This window comes from Roseateles sp. GW821-FHT09G09 (genome assembly GCF_059415965.1).
On record NZ_JBWKOG010000012.1, the window covers coordinates 103866 to 126785 of the forward strand.

The 22920-nt window shown below is 70.9% G+C and carries 22 protein-coding genes; 15 read left to right on the forward strand and 7 right to left on the reverse strand.

Going from position 1 to position 22920, the window contains the following annotated elements; genetic code table 11:
- Positions 1-2: 2 nt before the first annotated feature.
- Complete coding sequence (locus tag AC07O8_RS25345) at positions 3-158, reverse strand: DUF3309 family protein (RefSeq protein WP_495050698.1); 156 nt, start codon at positions 156-158, stop codon at positions 3-5.
- Positions 159-344: 186 nt separating this feature from the next.
- On the opposite strand from AC07O8_RS25345, the gene AC07O8_RS25350 reads away from it, so the two are divergent.
- On the forward strand, positions 345-2057 hold the full coding sequence (locus AC07O8_RS25350; protein ID WP_495050699.1) for a RecQ family ATP-dependent DNA helicase: 1713 nt from the start codon (positions 345-347) through the stop codon (positions 2055-2057).
- 79 nt (positions 2058-2136) lie between these two features.
- Here the strand turns inward: AC07O8_RS25350 and AC07O8_RS25355 are convergent, their stop codons facing one another.
- A complete protein-coding gene (locus tag AC07O8_RS25355; RefSeq protein WP_495050700.1) occupies positions 2137-3024 on the reverse strand; it encodes a LysR family transcriptional regulator in 888 nt (295 codons plus the stop codon).
- A gap of 141 nt (positions 3025-3165) precedes the next feature.
- On the opposite strand from AC07O8_RS25355, the gene AC07O8_RS25360 reads away from it, so the two are divergent.
- The 8 genes from AC07O8_RS25360 (at position 3166) to AC07O8_RS25395 (ending at position 10210) form a co-directional block, all read left to right on the forward strand.
- A complete protein-coding gene (locus tag AC07O8_RS25360; protein ID WP_495050701.1) occupies positions 3166-3861 on the forward strand; it encodes a substrate-binding domain-containing protein in 696 nt (231 codons plus the stop codon).
- A gap of 86 nt (positions 3862-3947) precedes the next feature.
- Complete coding sequence (ligK, locus tag AC07O8_RS25365; RefSeq protein ID WP_495050702.1) at positions 3948-4631, forward strand: 4-carboxy-4-hydroxy-2-oxoadipate aldolase/oxaloacetate decarboxylase; 684 nt, start codon at positions 3948-3950, stop codon at positions 4629-4631.
- A 108-nt stretch (positions 4632-4739) separates the two neighbouring features.
- Entirely contained in the window at positions 4740-5879 is a 1140-nt protein-coding gene (locus tag AC07O8_RS25370; protein WP_495050703.1) for a Bug family tripartite tricarboxylate transporter substrate binding protein, read from the forward strand.
- Position 5880: 1 nt separating this feature from the next.
- Positions 5881-6879: an NAD(P)-dependent oxidoreductase gene (locus AC07O8_RS25375; RefSeq protein WP_495050704.1), complete on the forward strand. Its 999-nt coding sequence runs from the start codon at positions 5881-5883 to the stop codon at positions 6877-6879.
- A gap of 19 nt (positions 6880-6898) precedes the next feature.
- Positions 6899-7834 carry an amidohydrolase family protein gene (locus AC07O8_RS25380; protein WP_495050705.1) on the forward strand — a complete coding sequence of 312 codons (936 nt, stop codon included), beginning with the start codon at positions 6899-6901 and terminating at the stop codon, positions 7832-7834.
- Between the two features lie 11 nt (positions 7835-7845).
- A complete protein-coding gene (ligA, locus tag AC07O8_RS25385; protein WP_495050706.1) occupies positions 7846-8319 on the forward strand; it encodes a protocatechuate 4,5-dioxygenase subunit alpha in 474 nt (157 codons plus the stop codon).
- Positions 8316-9200 carry a class III extradiol dioxygenase subunit beta gene (locus AC07O8_RS25390; RefSeq protein WP_495050707.1) on the forward strand — a complete coding sequence of 295 codons (885 nt, stop codon included), beginning with the start codon at positions 8316-8318 and terminating at the stop codon, positions 9198-9200. Before ligA ends, AC07O8_RS25390 begins: the two co-directional genes overlap by 4 nt.
- Positions 9201-9250: 50 nt before the next feature.
- Positions 9251-10210 carry a Gfo/Idh/MocA family oxidoreductase gene (locus AC07O8_RS25395; protein ID WP_495050708.1) on the forward strand — a complete coding sequence of 320 codons (960 nt, stop codon included), beginning with the start codon at positions 9251-9253 and terminating at the stop codon, positions 10208-10210.
- Positions 10211-10243: 33 nt separating this feature from the next.
- Here the strand turns inward: AC07O8_RS25395 and AC07O8_RS25400 are convergent, their stop codons facing one another.
- Together AC07O8_RS25400 and AC07O8_RS25405 are read right to left on the reverse strand one after the other, a co-directional pair.
- Positions 10244-10747: a hypothetical protein gene (locus AC07O8_RS25400; protein ID WP_495050709.1), complete on the reverse strand. Its 504-nt coding sequence runs from the start codon at positions 10745-10747 to the stop codon at positions 10244-10246.
- A 234-nt stretch (positions 10748-10981) separates the two neighbouring features.
- Positions 10982-11512: a hypothetical protein gene (locus tag AC07O8_RS25405; RefSeq protein ID WP_495050710.1), complete on the reverse strand. Its 531-nt coding sequence runs from the start codon at positions 11510-11512 to the stop codon at positions 10982-10984.
- 215 nt (positions 11513-11727) lie between these two features.
- Here AC07O8_RS25405 and AC07O8_RS25410 point away from each other — a divergent pair, with 215 nt between their 5' ends.
- From AC07O8_RS25410 to paoC, 5 genes are all read left to right on the forward strand, one after another.
- Positions 11728-13878: a sensor domain-containing diguanylate cyclase gene (locus AC07O8_RS25410; RefSeq protein WP_495050711.1), complete on the forward strand. Its 2151-nt coding sequence runs from the start codon at positions 11728-11730 to the stop codon at positions 13876-13878.
- A gap of 14 nt (positions 13879-13892) precedes the next feature.
- Positions 13893-14075, forward strand: a complete 183-nt coding sequence (locus AC07O8_RS25415) for a DUF3606 domain-containing protein (protein ID WP_495050712.1) — start codon at positions 13893-13895, stop codon at positions 14073-14075.
- Between the two features lie 171 nt (positions 14076-14246).
- A complete protein-coding gene (gene paoA / locus AC07O8_RS25420) occupies positions 14247-15002 on the forward strand; it encodes an aldehyde dehydrogenase iron-sulfur subunit PaoA (protein WP_495050713.1) in 756 nt (251 codons plus the stop codon).
- Complete coding sequence (locus AC07O8_RS25425; protein WP_495050714.1) at positions 14999-15964, forward strand: FAD binding domain-containing protein; 966 nt, start codon at positions 14999-15001, stop codon at positions 15962-15964. The genes paoA and AC07O8_RS25425 overlap by 4 nt, the downstream gene beginning before the upstream one ends.
- Positions 15961-18174 (forward strand): aldehyde oxidoreductase molybdenum-binding subunit PaoC, encoded by a 2214-nt coding sequence (gene paoC / locus AC07O8_RS25430; RefSeq protein WP_495050715.1) that lies wholly within the window; start codon positions 15961-15963, stop codon positions 18172-18174. The genes AC07O8_RS25425 and paoC overlap by 4 nt, the downstream gene beginning before the upstream one ends.
- An 18-nt stretch (positions 18175-18192) precedes the next feature.
- On the opposite strand, the gene AC07O8_RS25435 is transcribed toward paoC, so the two are convergent.
- A complete protein-coding gene (locus AC07O8_RS25435; RefSeq protein WP_495050716.1) occupies positions 18193-18951 on the reverse strand; it encodes a hypothetical protein in 759 nt (252 codons plus the stop codon).
- Between the two features lie 114 nt (positions 18952-19065).
- Positions 19066-21348, reverse strand: a complete 2283-nt coding sequence (locus AC07O8_RS25440; RefSeq protein WP_495050717.1) for an ATP-binding protein — start codon at positions 21346-21348, stop codon at positions 19066-19068.
- A gap of 90 nt (positions 21349-21438) precedes the next feature.
- Between AC07O8_RS25440 and AC07O8_RS25445 the strand changes: the two genes are divergently transcribed.
- Positions 21439-22161, forward strand: a complete 723-nt coding sequence (locus tag AC07O8_RS25445) for a heavy metal response regulator transcription factor (protein ID WP_495050718.1) — start codon at positions 21439-21441, stop codon at positions 22159-22161.
- On the opposite strand, the gene AC07O8_RS25450 is transcribed toward AC07O8_RS25445, so the two are convergent.
- Complete coding sequence (locus AC07O8_RS25450; RefSeq protein WP_495050719.1) at positions 22104-22874, reverse strand: hypothetical protein; 771 nt, start codon at positions 22872-22874, stop codon at positions 22104-22106. The two genes, AC07O8_RS25445 and AC07O8_RS25450, sit on opposite strands and share 58 nt — an antisense overlap.
- Between the last annotated feature and the right edge of the window lie 46 nt (positions 22875-22920).

The window sequence follows — 22920 nt, forward strand, 5'->3', positions numbered from 1 at the left end:
CGTCAGATGTAGCCCAGCAGCAGCAGGACGATCAGGATCACGACGACCAGACCCAGGCCGCCGCTGGGGCCATAGCCCCAGCTGCGGCTGTGAGGCCAGGATGGCAAGGCGCCGACGAGCAGCAGGATGAGGATGACGAGCAGGATGGTGCTGATCATGCGGATCTCCGAATGTTGTGGACGTGAGGTGGACCCGTCGCGCAGCCGATGCGGCTGTTCGTGGGGGCATGCCTTCGTACGGCAACCTCTGTGCCCGGTGTGCGAACTTGGGGAGGTGCGCGTCGAACGCCTCGGGCTCGCGGCTTGCTGGAGGCGTGCGCAACCCCTTGAACGCATCGAGACCCCATGCCCACGCGCCGCGCCACGCCCTCCGACCGTCTTCTCCTGCAGCAACTGCGACGTTTCGGGCTGCGCGTCTGGCGGCCCGGCCAGAAGGAGGTGATCGATCGCGTGCTGCGCGGCTTGAACACGCTGGCCGTGATGCCCACCGGCGCGGGCAAGTCGCTGTGCTACCAGGTGCCCGCCGCCCTGCTGCCGGGCCGGACGATCGTCGTCTCGCCGCTGATCGCCTTGATGAAGGACCAGTGCGAGCGACTGGCCGCGCTGGGCATCCGCTGCGCGCAGGTGCACAGCGGCCTCGACGCGGCCACGCTCGCCGCGCAGGAGGCGGCCGCGCTGGACGGCAGCGCGCGGGTCGTGCTGCTGACGCCGGAGCGCCTGGACGACGCCGGGTGGCTGGAGCGTCTCGCGGAGCGGCCCACCGACCTGCTGGTCGTCGATGAGGCGCACTGCATCTCGCAGTGGGGCCACGACTTCCGGCCGGCCTTCCTGAACATCGGCGAGGCGCGCGAGCGGCTGGGGCGTCCGGCCGTGCTCGCGCTCACCGCCACGGCGTCGGCGGAGGTGGTCGAGGACATCGCGCGGCAGCTGGACATTCCCGGCGCGGGCTGCCTGATCGGCGGCACGTACCGCGCCAACCTGCACTACCGCGTCGAGCCGCTGGCGGACGACGAGGACAAGCTGCGGCGGCTGCTCGCGCTGGTTGCCGACGAGGACCCGGAACCGCCGTCGACGATCGTCTACACCGCCACCGTGAAGGCCGCGGAAACGGTGCATGACGCGCTGGTCGGCGCCGGCGTCCGGTCGGCGCTGTATCACGGCCGTCTGCGTGCCGCCGAGCGCCACGAGGCGCAGGACCGCTTCATGCGGGGCGACGCGCGGGTGATGGTCGCGACGAACGCGTTCGGCCTGGGCATCGACAAGCCGGACATCCGCCGGATCGTGCACTACCAGCTGCCGGCCGGGCTGGACGTCTATTACCAGGAATCGGGACGCGCCGGCCGCGACGGCGAACCGGCGGATTGCACGCTGCTGTTCGTGGCGGGCGACCGGGCGGTGCAGCAGTTCTTTCTCAACGGCCGGTATCCGGCACCGGCGGATGCGCAATCGGTGACCGAGGCGCTGCGCACCAATCCGCCGGACGAGACGGGTTGGACACTCGATGCGCTGCGGGAGCGCCTCGGCCGACCGCGCAACAAGCTCGAGGTGCTGACGGGCCTGCTGGTCCGCGAGGGCTGGTTGACGGAAGACGGCGATGCGTTCGCGCTGGCCGATCCCCCGCCGGGCGACGTGGCGTCGCTGATGGCGGCGCTGGCCCGCTACGAGGCCAAGGCGGGCCAGGACCGGCGCCGGCTGGAGCAGATGGTGTTCTACGCGCAGAGTGGCCTGTGCCGCTGGCGCGTGATGCTGGAGGCGTTCGACGAGGCGGCGGGTTTCGAGCGATGCCACGGTTGCGACAACTGTGAGCGCTTCGACGCGCACGAGCGCGAGGCCTCGTCGCGCGTCGCCGAGGCAAGGCCTGACACCCCGACCGCAATGCCGGTCGCGATGCCGGCCGTGTTCCAACCCGGCGATGTGGTCCGGGTCAAGCGCTACGGCGGCGGCGTGGTCGTCGAAGCCAGCGCGGAAAGCGTGACCGTCGCCTTCGGCCCGGAGAAGCGCAGCTTCCTGCCGCAGTACGTGAAGCGCGCCAAGCCACCGGCGGCGAAAGCGGCTTGAGCGGCTTGAGCGGCGCCTTCATCGCGCTCCGTCATCGGGGATCCTCGTCAGGTGATGGCGAGGCTCTGACTCCCGATCATCACCGCGGCTCCCCCACCATCCTCATGAGCACCCCCGCCGTCTTCTGCATCAACGGCGTCGCCCGCTTGCTGGTCGGCGTGACCAGGCACAGCGTGCTCTGGATGTCCGCCTTCGCGAACGGCGTGGTGACCAGACGCTCCGGCTTCTCGTAGATCTGCAGCGCGTCCTCGCCCAGCGCCGCATGGCCGATGCCGGCCGCGACGCAGTCCAGGATCGCAGGGACGCTGGCCACCTCCCAGCGCACGTCCAGCTGCACCCCCGCCATGGCCGCCGCCTGCTCCATCAGCGCGCGGAAGATGTGCCCCCGCTGCGGCATCACCAGCGGATACCGCGACAGCTGCGACAAGGTCGGCGGCCGCGCCGGCGCCTGGTCCTTCGGGCTGACCAGGCACAGCCGCTCGCGCCGCAGCGGCAGGATCTCCAGCGCCGGCACCGGCTCGGGGTTGTAGACCAGCGCCAGGTCCGTGCGCCCGGTCAGCAGCCACTCGGTCAGGTGGACCGAGAACCCCTCCATGATCGTCAGCCGCGCCTGCGGCATCTCCGCCTGGAAGGCCCGGATCAGCGCCAGCGTGTGCAGCCGCGCCAGCGTCGGCGGCATCGCGATCGTGATCCGCCCCACCGGCTCGCTGCGGCGCGCCCGCAGGTCGTCCTTGGCATGGCTGACCAGGTTCAGGATGTCCTGCCCATGCTGCAGCAGGCGCCGCCCCGCCTCGGTCAGTTCCACGCCGCGCCCGTTGCGCAGCAGCAGCGTCTCGTGCAGCTCCGTCTCCAGCGCCCGCACCTGCCGGCTCAGCGCTGGCTGCGCCACCCCCAGCACCATCGCGGCCTTGCTGAAGCTGCCGTGCTCGGCCACATGGACGAAAGTCTCCAGTTGGGTCAGGTTCATGCGGCGCATGCTCTCATGAACCGGCATGGCCCCGCATCCGTGTCATGCCGGATCGGAATAGCAGCTAGTGCAACCCAGAACTGGTGAGCCCGGTCCCGCGGGACCAGAATCCGCCCCACTCGACCGCTTCCGGACCGCCCCGTGATCGCACCCCTCGCCGGCCTCTCCTCGATGGCCACCCGCGCCCTGCTAGCGGAACTGTCCGCGGCGTTCACCGCCACGCACGGCCTGGAGCTGCACATCGAATCGATCGGCGGCGTGGACGCCGCCAGACGGGTCGAGGCGGGCGAGACGCTGGACCTCGTCGTGCTCGCCGCGGACGCGATGCAGCGGCTGCTGAACGCCGGTCACCTGCGCGCCGGTTCGCTGCGTCCGATCGCCGACTCGCCGATGTTCATCGCCTCGCCGCAAGGCCATGCCCGCCCCGCCGTCGACACCGCCGACGCACTGCGCCAGGCGCTGCTCGGCGCGCGGGCCATCGGGTATTCCACAGGCCCGAGCGGTCAGGCCTTGCTCAAGCTGCTCGAGGACTGGGGCCTGCGCAACGCCCTCGCCGACCGCCTGCGCCAGTCGCCCGCCGGCGTGCCCGTGGCGAAGATGGTCGCGCAGGGCGACGTCGATCTCGGCTTCCAGCAACTGAGCGAGCTGCTGGGCCACGGCGGCCTCACCATCCTCGGCCCGATGCCCCCGGGGCTGGAGATCGTCACCCGCTTCACCGCCGCCGTCGCCACCACCAGCGCCGAACCCGCGACCGCACAGCGCGTGGCCGACGATTTCGCTTCCGCCCGCCACGACGCGCTGCGTCGCAGGCTGGGTCTCGCTTCGCCGGCCGTCTGAGCCTGCGGCGCGCCGACCGATGTCCGCTCCCCGATCCGCCATTCCCTGCCCCCCATTCCCTGATCCCCCAGAAGAAGGAACCCGCCATGTACGAACTCGGCGTCGTCTACCGCAACATCACCCGCGCCGACCGCGTCGCCGCCGATGCGCTCCGCCACTTCGGCGCCGCGACCGTTCATGAAGCGCTGGGCCGTGTCGGCCTGCTCAAGCCCTACATGCGGCCGATCCAATCGGGCGCCGCGGTCTCCGGGACCGCGGTCACGGTGCTGCTGCAGCCCGGCGACAACTGGATGCTGCACGTCGCCGCCGAACAGATCCGCGAGGGCGACATCGTCGTCGCCGGCGTCACCGCCGAATGCGGCGACGGCTACTTCGGCGACCTGCTCGCGACCTCGTTCAAGGCACGCGGCGCCCGCGCGCTGATCATCGACGGCGGGGTGCGCGACGTGCGCACGCTCAACGAGATGGGCTTCCCCGTGTGGAGCAGGTGCATCTCCGCCAAGGGCACGATCAAGGCGACGCCGGGCTCGGTGAACATCCCGGTGGTCTGCGCCGGCGCGCTGGTCCATCCCGGGGACATCATCGTCGCCGACGACGACGGCATCGTCTGCGTGCCGGCGGCGCTGGCGCAGAAGACACTCGACGCCGCCGCCGCCCGCGAGGCCAACGAGGGCGCCAAGCGCGAGCAGTTCGCGGCCGGCGTGCTCGGCCTGGACATGTACAAGATGCGCGAGCCGCTGGCCAAGGCCGGCCTGCGCTACATCGACTGAATGCGGCTTGCCGCAGTACCCGAAGTTCCCGAGCAGCAGTTCCCATCCACCCGAGCGCCCCGCCTTGCAGAGGGCGCCGAAGACAAGAGATCGACGGAGACAACGACGATGACCGCCCTCACCACCTCGACGGAGACCGGTACCGGACTTCAGGACGGCCACCGCCGCTGGCCCTCACCCCCGCCCTCTCCCGCAAGCGGGAGAGGGAGCAAGAGCAGCCGCACTGCCCTCGCCTCTGCCCTCGTCCGAACGGGGCAAGGCCTGACCCTCGCGGCCCTGCTCGTGACCGCCGCGCTGCCGCGTCTGGCCGCCGCCCAGGCCAGCGCGCCGGGGGCACCCGCCGCGGACTGGCCGACCAAGCCGGTGCGCATCATCACGCCCTTCCCGGCCGGCGCCGGTCCGGAAACCGTGGCCCGTGTCGTCGCGGAAAAACTCTCGAAGAAGTGGGGCAAGCCGGTGATCGTCGAGAACAAGCCCGGCGGCAACGGCTTCATCGCCATCGACGCCTTCAAGCGCGGCGCCACCGACGGCCACGACCTGATCCAGCTGGACAACGTCCACCTGGTCGTCTATCCGCACCTGTTCAAGAAGCTGCCCTACGACCCGGTCAAGGACTTCGACCCGATCGCGCCGCTGTTCAAGACCTATTTCTTCATCGGCGTGCCGGCCAACAGCAAGTACAAGACCGTCGGCGACATCGTGGCCGACGCCAGGGCCCATCCCAACGCGCTGAACTACGGCTCCTGGTCGATCGGCAACCCGGTGCACCTGGGCGCGGCCCAGCTCGAGGCGATGACCCGCACGCAGATGACGCACGTGGTCTACAAGGAGACGACGATGCTCTACACCGCCGTGGCCAACGGCGAGCTGAACTTCGCGCTCGGCTCGATGGCCACGGCCGGGCCGCTGCAGCGCGCCGGCAAGATCCGCTTCATCGCGGTCACCGGGCCGAAGCGCCATCCGGCCTTCCCGGACCTGCCCACCGTCAGCGAGTCCGGCGGTCCCGCCGGCTACGAGGTCACCGGCTGGACCACGATCGCGGCGCCGCGCGGCCTGCCCAAGGCGGTGCAGGAGAAGATCCAGCGCGACATCGAGGCCGCCCTCGCCGAGCCCGACATCCGCGAGCGCTACGCCACCTTCGGCTACGACGTCTTCCCGACGACGAAGGAGCAGTACCAGGCCTTCATCGCCAGCGAATCCGCCAAGTACGCCGACCTGATCAAGCGGCTCAACATCTCGCTGGACTGACATGAGCGCCGCCGTCCCTCCGATCCCGTCGAGGTCGCCGTCGCCGTCCCAGCCTTCGGACGCGTCGCCGGCGACACCGCCCCAGGCGCCGCGCATCGGCCTCGTCGGCTACGGTGAGGTGGGGCGCATCCTGGCCGAGGACCTGCGCGCCGCCGGCGTCGCCGTCAGCGCCTACGACCTGAAGCTGGCCGCCCCGTCGAGCGACGCCGACACGATGCGCGAGCACGCGGTCGAGTTCGGCATCGAACTGGGCGCGTCCGCGACGACGGTGGCGACGCCCGCCGACCTCGTGATCAGCGCGGTGACCGCCAGCCAGACGCTGGACGCGGCGCGCGCCGCCGCCGCCGGGCTGAGGCCGGGCACCTTCGTGCTCGACGTCAACTCGGCCTCGCCCAAGGTCAAGCGCGCGGCGGCCGACGCGGTGCACGCGGCCGGCGGCCGCTACGTCGAGGGCGCCGTCATGACCAGCGTCCCGCCCTACCGCATCCGCGTGCCGCTGCTGCTCGGCGGTCCGCATGCGCCGGCTGCCGAGCCGCTGCTGCGGCAGCTGGGCTTCGCGCCCACGCTCGGCAGTGCGGAGATCGGCGTGGTCAGCGCGACCAAGATGTGCCGCAGCGTGATGATCAAGGGGCTGGAGGCGATGGTCATCGAGAGCCTCACCGCGGCCCGCCATTACGGCGTGGAGGACGCGGTGCTCGCGTCGTTGAAGGAGACCTTCCCCGGCATCGACTGGGAGAAGCAGGCCGCCTACTTCTTCCAGCGCGTGATCCAGCACGGCCGCCGCCGCAGCGAGGAGGTCCGCGAAGTCGCCGAGACCGTGCGCGATGCAGGCCTCACGCCGTGGAGCGCCGAAGGCACCGCCGAACGCCAGGCCTGGATGGCCGACCTGGCCGAGGACGGCGTGTTCGGCCGGCGCGGCGACGCCGAGTTCGGACGCAGCCCGGACTGGCGGACCGAGGCCGACCGGTTGCTGGCCCAGCTGGCCAAGCCCAAATTCTGATTCTGCAGAAGGACCCGCGATGACGCTCCCCACCTCCGGCGGCTTCGACAAGACCCCGGGCTGGCTCGACTGGTACCAGGACCCGTCGACGCCGCGCTTCCAGCTGCCCGACGGCGCCGTCGATGCGCACTGCCATGTCTTCGGCCCCGGCGCCGAGTTCCCCTACGCGCCCGAGCGCAAGTACACGCCCTGCGACGCGGGCAAGGCGCAGCTCTTCGCGTTGCGCGACCGGCTCGGCTTCAGCCGCAACGTCATCGTGCAGGCCACCTGCCACGGCGACGACAACCGCGCCATGGTCGACGCCTGCCAAGCCTCCGGCGGACGCGCGCGCGGCGTGGCGACGGTGCGCCGCGGCATCACCGACGAGCAGCTGAAGGACCTGCACGACGCCGGCGTGCGCGGCGTGCGTTTCAACTTCGTCAAGCGGCTCGTCGACTTCACGCCGCGCGACGAACTGATGGAGATCGCGCAGCGCGTGAAGGCACTGGGCTGGCACGTCGTCATCTACTTCGAGGCACCCGACCTGCCCGAGCTCTGGGACTTCTTCAGCGCGCTGCCGACCACCGTCGTCGTCGACCACATGGGGCGCCCCGACGTCACGAAGCCGGTGGACGGCCCGGCGTTCGCGCTGTTCCTGCGCTTCCTGCGCGAGCACCCGTTCATCTGGAGCAAGGTCACCTGCCCGGAGCGCCTGTCCGTGGCGGGGCCGCCCGCCTTGGACGGCGAGCCCGAGCCCTACCGCGACGTGATCCCGTTCGCGCGGCGCGTGGTGGAGGAGTTTCCCGATCGCGTGCTCTGGGGCACCGACTGGCCCCACCCCAACCTGAAGGACCACATGCCCGACGACGGCCTGCTGGTCGACGTGATCCCGCGCATCGCGCCCACCGCCGAGCTGCGCCAGCGGCTGCTGGTGGACAACCCGATGCGGCTCTACTGGCCCGAGGCCATCCGCTGATGGAGACCGCCATGGCTATCGACAAGCCCTACCAGGACATTCCCGGCACCACCATCTTCGACGCCGACCAGGCGCGCAAGGGCTACTGGCTCAACCAGTTCTGCATGTCGCTGATGAAGGCCGAGAACCGCGAACGCTTCAAGGCCGGCGAGCGCGCCTACCTGGACGAATGGGCGATGACCGCGGCGCAGAAGGAGGCCGTGCTGGCACGCGACCTGAACCAGTGCATCCGGCTGGGCGGCAACATCTACTTCCTGGCCAAGATCGGCGCGACCGACGGCCGCAGCTACCAGCAGATGGCCGCGGGCATGACCGGCATGAGCGAGGGCGACTACCGCGACATGATGCTGGCCGGCGGACGCCGGCCCGACGGCACGCCGCGCCGGGCGCCGGTCGCCGCGGACGTGGCCGCCGATGCGCGCGACGCGACGCAGGGCGACACGCGGCAGGACACGCGCCAGGACACGAAGGGAACCCCTCGATGAGCACGCATGCGCGGATCACCGCGTCCGTCTACACCTCGCATGTGCCGGCGATCGGCGTCGCGATGGACCAGGGCCGCACGCGGGACCCGTACTGGTCGCCACTGTTCGCGGGCTACGAGCCCTCGCGTCGCTGGATGGACGCCAACCGGCCGGACGCGATCGTGCTGGTCTACAACGACCACGCCAACGCCTTCAGCCTGGACATCATCCCGACCTTCGCGCTCGGCACCGCGGACCGCTACGAGCCCGCCGACGAGGGCTGGGGGCCGCGCGCGGTGCCGCCGGTCCACGGCCACGGCGAGCTCGCGGCCCACATCGCGCAGAGCGTCATCCAGCAGGACTTCGACCTGACGCTGATCAACCGCATGACGGTCGACCATGGGCTCACGGTGCCGCTGTCGCTGATGTTCGGCGAGCAGGACGCCGGCGCACCCGGCTGGCCGGTGCCGGTGATCCCGCTGGCGGTGAACGTCGTGCAGTACCCGGTCCCGTCGGGTCGGCGCTGCCTGCAGCTCGGCCAGGCGATCCGCCGCGCGGTGGAGAGCTTCGACACGCCGCTGAAGGTCCAGGTCTGGGGCACCGGCGGCATGAGCCACCAGTTGCAGGGGCCGCGCGCCGGCCTGATCAACCGCGAGTGGGACAACGCCTGGATGGACCGCCTGATCGAAGATCCGCGCGGCCTGTCGGAGATGCCGCACATCGACTATGTCCGCGAAGCCGGCTCCGAAGGCATCGAGCTCGTGATGTGGCTGATCGCCCGCGGCGCGATGGCCGATCTGGACGGCCCGGCCGGCGCTCCCGCGCCGCGCGTCGCGCATCGTTTCTATCACGTGCCCGCGTCCAACACGGCCGTGGGTCACCTGATCCTCGAGAACCCCTGAACTTCCCCGACCCCGGCGACATGACGCGCCCCCGACCCTCCGGAGATTCCATGACCGCACCGATCCGCATTGCCCTGGCCGGCGCCGGCGCCTTCGGCCAGAAGCACCTGGACGCGCTCCAGCAGATCCACGGCGTCGAGGTCGTGTCGCTGGTCAGCCGCGACATCGACAAGACGCGCGAGACCGCCGCGAAGTACGGCATCGGCCACGCGACGACCGAACTCGACGAGGCGCTCGCCCGCGACGACGTCGACGCCGTCATCCTGTGCACGCCGACGCAGCTGCATGCCTCGCAGGCGCTGGCCTGCCTGGACGCCGGCAAGCACGTGCAGGTCGAGATCCCGCTGTGCGACGTGCTGGCCGACGGCGAAGCCGTCGTGCGTCGCCAGCGCGAGACCGGGCGGGTGGCCATGTGCGGCCACACGCGCCGCTTCAATCCCAGCCACCAGTGGGTCCGCCGCCGCATCGCGGCCGGGGAGTTCAACATCCAGCAGATGGATGTCCAGACCTATTTCTTCCGCCGCACCAACACCAACGCGCTGGGCCAGGCGCGCAGCTGGACCGACCACCTGCTGTGGCACCACGCCGCGCACACGGTGGACCTCTTCGCCTGGCAGTGCGGCAGCCCGGTCGTGCGCGCGAACGCGCTGCAGGGGCCGATCCACCCGACGCTGGGCATCGCGATGGACATGAGCCTCCAGCTGCAGGCCGCCAACGGGGCGATCTGCACGCTGTCGCTGTCCTTCAACAACGACGGACCGCTGGGCACCTTCTTCCGCTACATCGGCGACACCGGCACCTACCTGGCCCGCTACGACGACCTCGTCACCGGGCGGGACGAGACGGTCGACGTCAGCCGGGTGGCGGTCTCGATGAACGGCATCGAACTGCAGGACCGCGAGTTCATCGCGGCCATCCGCGAAGGCCGCGAGCCCGAGGCCAGCGTCGCGCAGGTCCTGCCCTGCTATCAGGTGCTGGCCGGACTGGAGCGCCAGCTGCGCGGCGGATGAGGCGCCCGGATCAGCGCGCCCGGATCAGCGCGCTCAGATCACCGCGTGCTGTGGCGGCAGGACCGGCGCATCGGGCGGGACTGGAGATCCCAGGGAGAAGATCGCGCACGGCGCCTCGGAAGGTGGGAAGACCGTCTCGGCCTGGATGTAGGTCACATCGCCTTCATCGAACTGGTTGCTGTCGAAATTCATGGGCGTGCGGTTGCAATCGAATGCGACGCGAACCGTATCGATGCTGTCGCTGCCGGGGGTGTACCGGCTGATGACCGTGTTGTCCCGGGACACGACTTCCAACAGGATCGTGTCCCCCAGGCCGCGCGAGCGCACCTGCGATGTTTCGTCCAGCACGCCGAGATCCAGGATCCGATCATTCGCAGGCGCGGTGGTGCTGCTTTCGCCCGCCCACATCGCTTCCCAATACTGATGCCACGACTGCGCCGCTTCCGTCAGCAGGGTCCAGTAGCTGGGGGGTGGGGCCATGGCAGCGGGATCGACGATCGGCACGTCGACATTGGAGAACTCAGTCCGAGCATTCATCACGATTCCTTTCGACAACCGGTCAGGCCGGTTTTCAAGAGACAAGACACAGGGGAAGGCGCCGGCGTCGGTGCGTCGGCGCCGCGCGGCGACTGGAAGGCCAGCGCCGCGCCAGCCTGTGTGGCCCGCGGGCGCCCGGTCGCTCGACCACCCTCGGATCACCACGTCCTTGCCGGGCTGGAGCGGGGTCTGCGCGGCGAATGACGCGCGCGCAGTCCCACGCTCAGATCACGTTTATCCGCAGATCACCGGCGCGTTGTCATGGGGGACGAGGACCGCGGTGCAGCTGCCGGCGGCCTGCATGCAGGAGGACTCGATGGCCACCCACTGCTCCTGTCCCAGTTCAATCGTGTTGAACGTCGTCGACCCTTCTCCGCGCAGCGGGATGCGCACCTGGTCGACGTCGTTGTCCGAGACCCTGTACGTGACGACCCGGTCACCATTGGCGTATTGCTCTTCGATTTCCAGTTCGCCCGAAAAGACCCCCGCGAGGATCTCCACACGACTGCTCGACGTGTCGAGCACGAGGGTCCTGCCCTCGATCTGCGGCGCTGCGCTGGTGTCGCCCGGCAGATCAGCGGCGCCGGTGTCTTGCGACGTGCCCACGGGATCAGGCGCAAGCTCCGAGGCGCAAGGTCCCGCCGCGGGGTCAGGCGTGTCATCGCCGTACGGCGCGCCCGCGGGGTCGGGAACGCTTTGAGACGACAGAGACGACAGGGGCGACAGGAGCGACAGGGAACTGTCAGGGGTGGTGTGAGCATTCATTCGATTTCTTTCCGATGTCCGGCCAGGCCGGTGTCCAAGAGACATGTGAAGATTCCGACGCGTTCGCGCCGGCACCGCGCGACAGCTGTGGTTGGCCGTTGCGCCTGCCTGGGTGGGCGCCGGGTGTCAGGGCGTTTGACAACCGCGCGAGGACACGGCGCGCAAGCGACGGTCCGGGCAGTTAGGATGACCGCTTCGCCTGCGTGCTCCCTCCGATGGACCGACCGCCCCTCTACGCCCCCCGCTCACTGACGCGACTGGCCCTGTGGCTCGCGGCGGGCAACCTCGTCATCGCCGCGGCGATCGTGACGGCCACCTGGCTGGCCTTGCAGGCCGGGCGCGCGTCCGACCTCACCCGCGCCCGCGAGACCACCGAGAACCTGGCCGCCAGCCTGAGCATCGAGATCGGCGCCGAACTCAAGCAGGTCGACAACGCGCTGGAGACGCTCGGGCTGCAGTTCCGGCGCACGCTCGGCGATCCGGACCAGGTCCGGCGCGCGATGGAACGCGCCCTCGCCGACCAGCGCAGCCTGCTGCCGCAGGTCGACGCGATCCGGATCACCGACGCGCGGGGCCAGGTCGTCTACGGGCTGGCCGGCGAGGAAGGCGCGCTCAATGTCGGCGACCGCGACTACTTCCAGCGCGCCCGCGACGGCAACGGCAACGAGGCCGTCATCTCCGAACCCTTGTTCGGCAGGATCCAGCACAAGTGGGGCATCGTGGTCTCGCGGCCGCTGGCGCACGAGGACGGCAGCTTCGCCGGCGTGGTCTACACGACGCTGTCGACGGAACACTTCATCGAGAGCTTCAAGGGCCTCACCATCGGAACGGAGGGCGCGATCTCGCTGCGCACGCGCAGCCAGCGGCTGATCGCGCGTTACTCGGCCGCCGAGCCGCACTCGATCCGCGGCGTCGGCGACGTGATCGTGTCCGAGGACCTGATGCGCAAGATCGCCGCCAACCCGCAGCAGGGCTGGTACATGACGCGGACCAAGCTCGACAACATCGAGCGCATCACCTGCTACCGCCAGGTGCGGGGTTATCCGCTGACGATCTTCACCGGCTCGAGCACGGCGGAGTTCCTGGCCGCCTGGCGCGGCGAGGTGGTGCAGCAGGCGGCGCTGGCCGGCGTGGTCATCCTGACGGTGCTGGGCTGCTCGGCGCTGGTCTTCCTGCAGCAGCGCCGCGACCGCCGCGCGGCGATCGGGCTGCAGCAGCTCGCGCTCGAGCAGGCGCTGATGCTGGACAACGACATGGTCGGCATGATGCGACTGCGCGACCGCACGGTGGTCTGGAAGAACCGCGCGCTGGCCTCGCTGTTCGGCTACGCGCCCGACGAGCTGAACGGCCAGACGACGCGCGCGCTCTACCTCGACGACGAGAGCTTCCGCGCGATCGGCGACACCGCCTATCCGGCCATCGCCGCGGGCCGGCACTTCCGCCAGCAGCTGCGGATGCGGCGCAAGGACGGCACGCCGGTGTGGATCGACCTCAGCGGCGCGTCGGTGTCGGAACGCGAGTCGCTCTGGATGATGATCGACATCTCCGCGCTCAAGGAGAGCGAGGCCACCGCGCAGCATCTGGCGGTGCACGACGCGCTGACCGGCCTGCCCAACCGCGTGCGCTTCACCGAGCGGCTGGCCGGCGCGATGACGCTGCTGGGCGAGCGCGTGGGGCTGGTGGCGGTGTGCTGGGTGGACCTGGACGGCTTCAAGGCCCTGAACGACCAGTTCGGCCATGAATCCGGCGACGTGGTGCTGCGCGTGGTGGCCCAGCGGTTGCTGGGGGGCGTGCGCGGGCACGATCTGGTGGCGCGCATGGGCGGCGACGAGTTCGCCATCCTGCTCACCGCGCTGCGCGCCGAGCACGAGGCCGATCCGGCGCTGCGGCGCATGCTGACCGCACTGGCCGAGCCGATCCGGCTGACCGACGGCGGCCATGCGACGGTCACGGCCAGCATCGGCATCGCGTTTGCCCCTCACCATGGCCGCCAGGCGGAGTCGCTGATGCGGCTCGCCGAAACGGCGATGACGACGGCCAAGCGCGCGGGCAAGGGCCGCTTCGTGTCGGTCAGCAGCCTGCCGGGGAACACCATGAACGCAACGAATTCACCGTCGACCTCCGTCGGCCCCGACGCTCCCACCCCGGTGGACGCGATCGACACGCCCTCGGGACCCGCGCCGGAGCCGGGAACCGAAGGCGCCGGGGACAAGCACGCCGCGCCGCCGGCGCCGCGTCCTCACGACCCCGGTCCGCCGGCGGTGCCCGACCATTCGTTCGACGAATCTGTCGCCGGGGAGGAGGATCCCGGAGCCACGCTCGACGGCGAGGACAGCAGCCGCGTGCCGCCGTCACGCAAGGGCTGAGCTGGGGGATCGTCATGTCCGAGGAAACGTCCAGTCCCCACAACAGCGAGCGCCATCGCGTCAGCGTGCAGGACGACTACGAGCTGCGCTACTGGGGTGAGCGCTTCGGGGTGTCGCCCGAGTTGTTGCGCCATGCCGTCGACGCGGTGGGGACGAGTGCCCGTTCCGTCGAGGAGTGGCTGCAGGCGCATCGCTGAGGCTTCAGCAGTTCCGCCGCCGCTGGCCTCACCGCTGGCCTCACCGCTGCACTCTCCCGCAAGCGGGGGAAGGGGAAAAAGGGGAAAAAGCGGGAAACGGGGAAGAAGGGAGTGGCACGACGATTGCCACCTCCTTGGCTTGCCGATCCCGGCCAGCCAGGAGTCCCCAGCATGGATCTCGACACGGATCGATCGGACGCGGACCCCGCGTCTTCCCTGCCTCCCCCCGCCAGTTCCCGATGCGACGCTGAGCGCTGCGCGATCTCGCGCCGCGGCCTGCTGATCGCCGGCGCGGGCGCCTCCGCCGCGGTCGCCGCCGGCGCGCCGCTGGAGGCCGCCGCGCAAGCCCCCTCGCCCGCCGCTCCACCGCCTCAGGAGAACCTCGTGGCCACCTCCCGCGTGACGCTCAGCGTCAACGGCCAGCCGCACACGCTGGTCGTCGACAACCGCACCTCGCTGCTGGACCTGCTGCGCGAGCACCTGCAGCTCACCGGCACCAAGAAAGGCTGCGACCACGGCCAGTGCGGCGCCTGCACCGTCCATCTCGACGGCCGGCGCGTCAACGCCTGCCTGACGCTGGCGGTGATGCACGAAGGCGCGAAACTCGTGACCATCGAAGGTCTGGGCACGCCCGAGAAGATGCATCCGATGCAGACCGCGTTCGTGCGGCATGACGGCTACCAGTGCGGCTACTGCACCCCGGGACAGATCTGCTCCGCGGTCGCGGTGCTGGACGAGATCAAGGCCGGCATGCCCAGCCACGTCACGCCCGATCTCAACGTCCGCCCGCTGCTGTCGATCGACGAGCTGCGCGAGCGCATGAGCGGCAACCTCTGCCGCTGCGGGGCCTACTCCAACATCATCGACGCGATGGCCGAGGTGGCCGGCGTCCCTCTGCCGGATGCCGGCGACCGGAGGTCCGCATGAAGCCCTTCACCTTCGAGCGCGCGGCCTCGCCGGCCGCCGCCGTGGCCGCCGCCGCGAAGTCGCCCGGCGCGCGTTTCATCGCCGGCGGCACCAACCTGCTCGACCTGATGAAACTGCAGGTCGAAACGCCCACGCACCTGATCGACGTGAATGGCCTCGGGCTGGACCGCATCGAGGCGGGCGCCGACGGCGGCCTGCGCATCGGCGCGCTGGTGCGCAACAGCGACCTGGCCGCCGACGCCCGCGTGCGGCGCGACTACGGCGTGCTGTCGCGGGCGCTGCTCGCCGGCGCGTCGGGCCAGCTGCGCAATCGCGCGACGACCGCCGGCAACCTGCTGCAACGCACGCGCTGCCCCTACTTCTACGACACCGACCAGCCGTGCAACAAGCGCAAGCCCGGCAGCGGCTGCTCGGCGATCGGCGGCATGAGCCGGCCGCTCGCGGTCATCGGCGTCAGCGAGGCCTGCATCGCCTCGCACCCGAGCGACATGGCCGTGGCGATGCGGCTGCTGGACGCGACCGTCGAAACGATGCGGCCCGACGGCCAGGCGCGCCGCATCCCGATCGCCGACTTCCATCGGCTGCCCGGCAACACGCCGCACGTCGAGACCACGCTCGAGGCCGGGGAACTGATCACCGCGGTGACGTTGCCCAAGCCGGTCGGCGGCACGCATCTCTATTGCAAGGTCCGCGACCGGGCCTCGTACGCCTTCGCGCTGGTCTCGGTCGGGGCGATCGTGCAGCGCGACGGCAGCGGGCGCTTCGCCGTCGGCGGCATCGCGCCCAAGCCCTGGCGGGCCGAGGCCGCGGAGCGTGAGTTGCGCCGGGGCGCGCCCGCCGCCGCGCACGCGCTGCTGGCCGGCGCCACGCCGACCGCCGAGAACGCCTTCAAGCTGCCGCTGGTGGAGCGCACGCTCGCCGCGGTGCTCGCGCAGGCCAAGGTCACCGGGAGGACCGCATGAAATTCGACACCCCCGCCACCACGAATCCGATCGATCAACTGCGCGTCGTCGGCAAGCCGACCGACCGCATCGACGGACCGCGCAAGACGACCGGCACCGCCCCCTACGCCTACGAGCGCCATGACGTCGCGAAGAACGTCGCCTACGGCGTCGTGGTCGGCGCCGGCATCGCCAAGGGCCGCATCGCGACGCTGGACGTCCAGGCGGCGGAAGCCGCGCCCGGCGTGCTGGCCATCGTCACCGCCTACAACGCCGGCAAGCTCGGCCAGGGCAAGATGAACACCGCCAAGCTGCTCGGCGGGCCGGAGATCGAGCACTACCACCAGGCGATCGCGGTGGTCGTGGCCGAGAGCTTCGAGCAGGCGCGCGCGGGCGCGGCGCTGATCCGCGTCGAGTACACGCGCGAGCCCGGCGCCTTCAGCCTCGCCAAGGCCAAGGACCAGGCCAAGCCGCCGAAGGAAGCCAACGACACGCCGCCCGAGTCCAAGGTGGGCGACTTCGACACCGCCTTCGCGCAGGCGGCGCTGAAGATCGACCAGACCTACACGACGCCGGACCAGTCGCACGCCATGATGGAGCCGCACGCCACGCTGGCCGTCTGGGAGGGCGACAAGCTCACCGTCTGGACGGCCAACCAGATGATCGACTGGGGCCGCGGGGACCTGGCGAAGACGCTGGGGCTGCCGCGCGACAAGGTGCGCCTGATCTCGCCCTTCATCGGCGGCGGTTTCGGCGGCAAGTTGTTCCTGCGCGCGGACGTGCTGATGGCCGCGCTGGGTGCGAAGGCCAGCGGCCGGCCGGTCAAGGTCGCGCTGCAGCGGCCGCTGATGATGAACAACACGACCCACCGGCCCGCGACCATCCAGCGGCTGCGCATCGCCGCGGGGCGGGACGGGAAGATCACGGCCATCGGGCACGAGAGCTGGTCCGGCGACCTGCCCGGCGGCGGACCGGAGACCGCCGTCGCGCAGACGCGGCTGCTCTATGCCGGCGCGAACCGGATGACCGCGATGAAGCTCGCGGAGCTGAACCTGCCCGAAGGCAACGCGATGCGCGCGCCGGGCGAGGCGCCGGGGCTGATGGCGCTGGAGATCGCGATGGACGAGTTCGCGGAGAAGATCGGCATGGATCCGGTCCAGTTCCGCATCGTCAACGACACGCAGGTCGACCCGGAAAAGCCGGAACGGCCCTTCTCGCAGCGCCGCCTGACCGAATGCCTGCGCACGGGGGCGGAGCGCTTCGGCTGGAGCCGGCGTACCGCGCCGGGACAGCGGCGTGAAGGTCCCGGCGGGCGATGGCTGATCGGCCTGGGCGTGGCCGCGGCCTTCCGCAACAACATCGTGATGAAGTCCGGCGCCCGCGTGCGGCTGGACCGCCGGGGCATCGTCACCGTCGAGACCGACATGACCGACATCGGCACCGGCACCTACACCGTGCTGGCGCAGACCGCGGCGGAGATGATGGGCGTCGGCCTCGAGCAGGTCGTCGTGCGGCTGGGCGACTCGGCGCTGCCGGTGTCGGCGGGCTCCGGCGGGCAATGGGGCGCGAACAGTTCGGCGTCGGGCGTGTATGCGGCCTGCGTCGCCTTGCGCGAGATGATCGCGAAGAAGGCCGGCATGGACGCGAAGGACGCCGTCTTCGCCGACGGTCAGGTGCGCGGCGGCGGACGGAGCGTGCCGCTCGGCGACCTCGCCGGGAACGAGGGCCTCGCTGCCGAGGACAAGATCGAGTTCGGCGACCTCGACAAGAAGTACCAGCAGTCGACCTTCGGCGGCCACTTCGTCGAGGTCGGGGTCGACGCCTTCACGGGCGAGGTCCGCGTGCGGCGCATGCTGGCCGTGTGCGCGGCGGGACGGATCCTCAACCCGAAGTCGGCCCGCAGCCAGGTCATCGGCGCGATGACGATGGGTGTCGGCGCGGCCTTGATGGAAGTGCTGCACGTCGACGAGCGGCGCGGTTTCTTCGTCAACCACGACCTCGCGGGTTACGAGGTGCCGGCGCATGCCGACATCCCGCACCAGGAGGTCGTGTTCCTCGATGAGACCGATCCGGTGTCCTCGCCGATGAAGGCCAAGGGCGTCGGCGAACTTGGCATCTGCGGCGTCGCCGCGGCGGTCGCGAACGCGATCTACAACGCCACCGGCGTGCGCGTGCGGGACTATCCGATCACGCTGGACAAGCTGTTGAAGGATCTGCCGAAAGTGGCGTGAGCGGCGAGGCCGGGTGGCTCAGTTGCGCGGCGACGTCGATCGAACGTCCACGCCCAGGCCAAGGAAGTCGGGCGTCGTCCGGGGATCGAGGGCCCGGCGCGCCTGCTCCGACGAGGTCCGTACGCTGGAGCGCCACACGGCACGTGCCGCATCCAGTCGGCCTCGCAGGTGCTGCAACGCGTCTCCCGCCGCCGCCATCTCCGACGCCAGCCCGTGGGACGGCGTCGTCAGCGCTGCCGGGCCCGAAAGGTCGCCAGGGCCGAGCGCCTCCAACATGACGTAGGCGCACAGGGTCGACCGATGAGGCCCTTCCCACAAGCGCCGGAATGCGACGGGGCCAAACAATTGTCGAAGCAGGTCATTCACCTGCGTCGCCAGAGGGACCGCCGCTTGACAGACCCGCACCGCAGGACTGCTCACCAGCGCCTCGCGCGTGCCGCCGGGCTCCTGGTAGCCTGCCAGCACCAGGGCGGCGATCCAGCCGGCCCGCCGGTCGGCGGGCAGGTCCGCGAGGTCGTGGGCGGCCTGGACGCCGCCCTCTCCCTCCAAAGCCGCCATCAGGTGGCTGCCGAGCTTGCTCACCTGGCTCAGGCGCACCGTGTCTCCGGCGCTCGCCGAAGCCTCGACGAGCAGCCCTTCCAGTTCGCTCCATCGCGACGGCCACGTCGAGGGCTCGGCGTCCGCGCCCCCATCAGACGGCGGACTCGTGACGGACGAAGCAGGCGGGCTCGCCGACCCGAGGCGGTAGAGCGTGCTGTCAGGCGTGAATCCGTCCATTCGATGCTCCCTTGACGAAAGCCCTTCAGTGCCTGGGTGGCCCGCCTGGTTCTCGCGCATGGCGCTGGCCCGCATCAAACGACGGAGCGCTTCCGTGGCGCTTCCGTGGCGCCTTCAGCGCGCGTTCGTCGTCTGCGCCGCCTGCGTGGGATTCATCGCCTCCGCGAGCACCATCGCCAGCACGTCGACGTCATACGGCTTCGGGATCAGCGGCACGTTCGGCGCCTCCTCGATGCGCACCGGGTGGCCGCTGGCCAGCACCACCGGCAGCGTCGGCTTCAGGACCTTCAAGGTCCGCACCAGGTCCACGCCGCTGCGTTCGCCCGGCATCACGATGTCGGTCAGCACCACGTCCGCCGTCAGGCCGCCGCGCAGCTGGTCCAGCGCCTGGTCGGCCGTCGGCGCCGTCTTCACCGTGAAGCCGCGCTCCTCCAGCGCCTGCGCGGTCAGCTCGCGCACCGAGGGCTCGTCCTCCACCAGCAGCACCGTGCCGGCGAAGCGCCGCGCCGCCTCGCCCGACGCCGCCTGCACGATCGGGCCGTCCGCCTCCGTCCTGCCGTGCGAGCGCGGCAGCCACAGCGTGACCTCGGTGCCCAGGCCGATTTTGCTGACGATGCCCGCCGTGCCGCCCGCCGAGCGCGCCAGCGCATAGACCTGCGCCAGCCCGAGGCCCGTGCCCTGCCCCACCGCCTTGGTGGTGAAGAAGGGTTCGAACGCGCGTTCCATCTGCTCCTGCGTCATGCCGTCGCCGGTGTCGCGCACCGCGATCGCGACGTACTCCCCCGGCAGCAGTTCGGGCGCCAGGCCCACCGGATCGCCCTCCGCCAGCACGCGCTTGCGCGCAGAGACGGTCAAGCGGCCGCGTCCGTGCATCGCGTCGCGCGCGTTCAGCGCGAGGTTCAGCACCGCCAACTCGAGCTGCACCGGGTCCGTGCGCACCGGCCACAGGTCCTCGTCGATGTCGAGCTCGACCTCGACGGCGCTGCCGACCGCGCCGCCGGCCAACGCCATCAGCTCCGGCAACTGGCGCCGCAGGTCGATGACCGCCTCGTGCCCCACCTGGGGACGTCCGAAAGCCAGCAACTGGCGCGTCAACTGGGCCGCCTTCGCGGTCGCGCGCTGGCAGGCCTCCAGCGCCGTGTCCGCGCGCGGATCGGTACTGAGCCGCCGCGCCAGCTGCAGGCCCGTGGTCATCGTCTGCAGCAGGTTGTTGAAGTCGTGCGCGATGCCGCCGGTCAGCCGGCCCAAGGCCTCCAGCTTCTGGCTGCGCAAGGCCGCCTGCTGGGCCTGGCGCGTCTGCGCGACCGCCGCCTCGATCTCCTCGCGCAGGTGCGATTCGCTGCCCGCGCGCTCGCGGCTGGCCGTGGCGAGCGCACGCTGCACGACGTCGATCTCGTCGACGCCGCCGGGAACCTCGTCGATCGTGGCGCCGCCGCCCATGCGGATCGCGTCCTTGCGCAGGCGGCGCAGCGGATCCGCGATCGCCCGGCTCATGCGCCGCGCGAGCACCAGCGCGAGCACGATGAAGGCCAGCGACAACGCCAGCATCATTGCGAACGCCGTCCAGGCGCCCTTGGCGAGCTCCGACTGGCTCAGCCCGATCAGCACCACCCAGCCCGAATCGGGCGCGCGGCTGAAGACGGTGAAGACCGGCTCGCCGTCCAGCGTGCGCGCGTCGACGACGCCCTGGTCCCCGCGCGCCAGCGCGGCCAGCATCTTCGGGCTGGCCCGCTGGCCGACGCGTTGCTCCGGGTCGCGGGTGCGCGCGATGACGACGCCGTTGCGGTCCAGCACGACCCCCAGCCAGCCTTCGGGCAGCGGCTGCTGGCGGAAGATCTGTTGCATCTCGCTGACCGGGCTGCCGTAGCCGAGGTACATCGGCTTGCCGAGCACCGTCACCGGCACCCGGACCGCGAAGCTGGGCTTGCGGTCCACCGGGCCGAGGTAGAGGTTGGAGACGAGCAGCCGGCGCGTGGCGTCGATGCCGTCCTGGAATCCGCTCGCCGTGGGCAAGGGCTGACCCCAGGCGAGCCGGGTGTTGATCAGTTGCCGGCCCTCGGCCGTCGTCAGCACGATGGTGTTGGGCGTGCCGGCGACGAGCCGGGCGGCCTCGCCGTGGAAGAGCTCCAGCCGGCCTTCGGCCAGGCTGGGCGACACGCTGAGCGCCTGCAACAGCGCCGTGCGCACCGCCATCTCGCGGTCGGCGACCAGGCTCAGCGCCTCGGCGGTCTCGGTGGCCGCGGCGACGGCGGCGCGCCGCTCGGTGTGGAAGACCGCCATGCCGGCGATCACCGACAACAGCAGCGTCGGCAGCACGATCAGCCAGACCATGGCGCGCAACTTGCCGCTGACGGACCCGGCGCGCGGCGCGGAAGAGGACGGGGTCCGAAGGGGCATGATGGCCGGATTCTAGAGGCGGAGCCGGCCAGGATCCGACACCTGCGCGGCACGCGTGCGCCGCGGCGCCTGTTCGGGAAAGGGAGTGCGATGAAATTGCTCGTCATCGAGGACGAGGACAAGCTCGGCGACTATCTGCGCAGCGGGCTGACGCAGGAAGGCTTCGTCGTCGACCTGGTGCGCGACGGCGTGGACGGTCTGCACCAGGCGAGCGAAGGCGCGTACGACCTGGTGCTGCTGGACGGCGTGCTGCCGGGCATCGACGGCCTGGCGGTGCTGGCGGCGCTGCGCCAGCAGGACCACACGCGCGCGCTGCCGGTGCTCATGATGACCGCGCGCGCCGAGGTCGAGGACCGCGTGCGCGGCCTGCAGGCCGGCGCGGACGACTACCTGTGCAAGCCCTTCGCCTTCTCCGAACTGGTGGCCCGCATCCAGGCGCTGCTGCGCCGCGCGGCCGGCACCGCGCCGGCCGAGGCCACCGTGCTCAAGCTCGCCGACCTGGAGGTCGACCTGCTGCGGCGCAAGGTCCACCGCGCCGGACAGCGGCTCGATCTCACGCCCAAGGAGCTCAGCCTGCTGACGCTCCTGCTGCGGCGCCAGGGTCAGGTCTTGTCACGGACCGAACTCGCCGAGCAGGTCTGGGACATGAACTTCGACAGCGAGACCAACGTCGTCGAGGTCGCCGTGCGACGGCTGCGCGGCAAGCTCGACAAACCCTTCGAGGTCGCCCTGCTGCACACCGTGCGCGGCATGGGTTACGTGCTGGAGGCGCGCGAGCCGGAGTCCGCGCTCTCCGCGCCCTCCGCGCCGTAGCCGCTCCCCTGGAAGCGTTCGATGCGTGTGCCGCCAGGGGTGACGAAGGCGACCTCGTAGCGAGGCGCCCGCACCTCCGTGACCTCCACGCAAGCGCCCGGGTGCAGCGTGATCCGCGGCAGGCCGGCCTGCGCGGCCGCTCCCATCGACCGACGCGGATGCAGCACGATGCGGTCGATCCGGCAGCCCGGCCCGACCGTCACGGCGTCGCCGTGGAGTTCGACCGTTCCCTGGATCTGCACATGGCCCGTCAGTTGCAGGCGGTCATGGTCGAGCCGGACATCGCCCCAGATCCTGCAACCGTCCAGGCGCACCGGACAATCCTGGGCCAGGATGTGGCCCGACACGAGACCGCGGGTGATCGACAGGCTGCCGCCTCGCAGCAGGATGCGCCAGGGATGCGCGTCGGGGCCGCTGGCGCTGCTGTCGATCAACGTCACGCCCGCGCCGGCGCCGTTGAGCTGGCCCGTGAAACTCGCATTGATCAGCTGGCACGGCGCGCGGTCGAAGAAGCATCGACCGCGCTCGGTGCCCGTGGCGTGCAAGCCGCCGCGGGCCCCCATGAACAGCCGGTCCCGCTGCGTCAGTTCCCCCTTCGTCAGCTCGTCCTTCGCGAGATCCGTCGGCGAGAGGCTCCCGCCGCCGGGCCCCGCAAGGAAGTCGTCGCAGCCTGGTGCACCCGGCTGGCCGGGTGGAAGATGACCCGCGTACATGCGCGCTCCTGAAGCGTTGGGGAACGCGTCAGTCCGTCGCACCCGC

Excerpts from the sequence above, each read along its gene's own strand:
- AC07O8_RS25400 (WP_495050709.1), bottom strand. The coding sequence starts at position 10,747 with ATGAATGCTCGGACTGAGTTCTCCAATGTCGACGTGCCGATCGTCGAT.
- AC07O8_RS25410 (WP_495050711.1), top strand. The coding sequence starts at position 11,728 with ATGGACCGACCGCCCCTCTACGCCCCCCGCTCACTGACGCGACTGGCC.
- ligA (WP_495050706.1), top strand. The coding sequence starts at position 7,846 with ATGGCTATCGACAAGCCCTACCAGGACATTCCCGGCACCACCATCTTC.
- AC07O8_RS25450 (WP_495050719.1), bottom strand. The coding sequence starts at position 22,874 with ATGTACGCGGGTCATCTTCCACCCGGCCAGCCGGGTGCACCAGGCTGC.
- AC07O8_RS25380 (WP_495050705.1), top strand. The coding sequence starts at position 6,899 with ATGACGCTCCCCACCTCCGGCGGCTTCGACAAGACCCCGGGCTGGCTC.
- AC07O8_RS25375 (WP_495050704.1), top strand. The coding sequence starts at position 5,881 with ATGAGCGCCGCCGTCCCTCCGATCCCGTCGAGGTCGCCGTCGCCGTCC.
- paoA (WP_495050713.1), top strand. The coding sequence starts at position 14,247 with ATGGATCTCGACACGGATCGATCGGACGCGGACCCCGCGTCTTCCCTG.
- AC07O8_RS25440 (WP_495050717.1), bottom strand. The coding sequence starts at position 21,348 with ATGCCCCTTCGGACCCCGTCCTCTTCCGCGCCGCGCGCCGGGTCCGTC.
- AC07O8_RS25345 (WP_495050698.1), bottom strand. The coding sequence starts at position 158 with ATGATCAGCACCATCCTGCTCGTCATCCTCATCCTGCTGCTCGTCGGC.
- AC07O8_RS25435 (WP_495050716.1), bottom strand. The coding sequence starts at position 18,951 with ATGGACGGATTCACGCCTGACAGCACGCTCTACCGCCTCGGGTCGGCG.
- AC07O8_RS25425 (WP_495050714.1), top strand. The coding sequence starts at position 14,999 with ATGAAGCCCTTCACCTTCGAGCGCGCGGCCTCGCCGGCCGCCGCCGTG.
- AC07O8_RS25395 (WP_495050708.1), top strand. The coding sequence starts at position 9,251 with ATGACCGCACCGATCCGCATTGCCCTGGCCGGCGCCGGCGCCTTCGGC.
- AC07O8_RS25445 (WP_495050718.1), top strand. The coding sequence starts at position 21,439 with ATGAAATTGCTCGTCATCGAGGACGAGGACAAGCTCGGCGACTATCTG.
- ligK (WP_495050702.1), top strand. The coding sequence starts at position 3,948 with ATGTACGAACTCGGCGTCGTCTACCGCAACATCACCCGCGCCGACCGC.
- AC07O8_RS25370 (WP_495050703.1), top strand. The coding sequence starts at position 4,740 with ATGACCGCCCTCACCACCTCGACGGAGACCGGTACCGGACTTCAGGAC.
- paoC (WP_495050715.1), top strand. The coding sequence starts at position 15,961 with ATGAAATTCGACACCCCCGCCACCACGAATCCGATCGATCAACTGCGC.
- AC07O8_RS25390 (WP_495050707.1), top strand. The coding sequence starts at position 8,316 with ATGAGCACGCATGCGCGGATCACCGCGTCCGTCTACACCTCGCATGTG.
- AC07O8_RS25405 (WP_495050710.1), bottom strand. The coding sequence starts at position 11,512 with ATGAATGCTCACACCACCCCTGACAGTTCCCTGTCGCTCCTGTCGCCC.
- AC07O8_RS25355 (WP_495050700.1), bottom strand. The coding sequence starts at position 3,024 with ATGAACCTGACCCAACTGGAGACTTTCGTCCATGTGGCCGAGCACGGC.
- AC07O8_RS25415 (WP_495050712.1), top strand. The coding sequence starts at position 13,893 with ATGTCCGAGGAAACGTCCAGTCCCCACAACAGCGAGCGCCATCGCGTC.
- AC07O8_RS25350 (WP_495050699.1), top strand. The coding sequence starts at position 345 with ATGCCCACGCGCCGCGCCACGCCCTCCGACCGTCTTCTCCTGCAGCAA.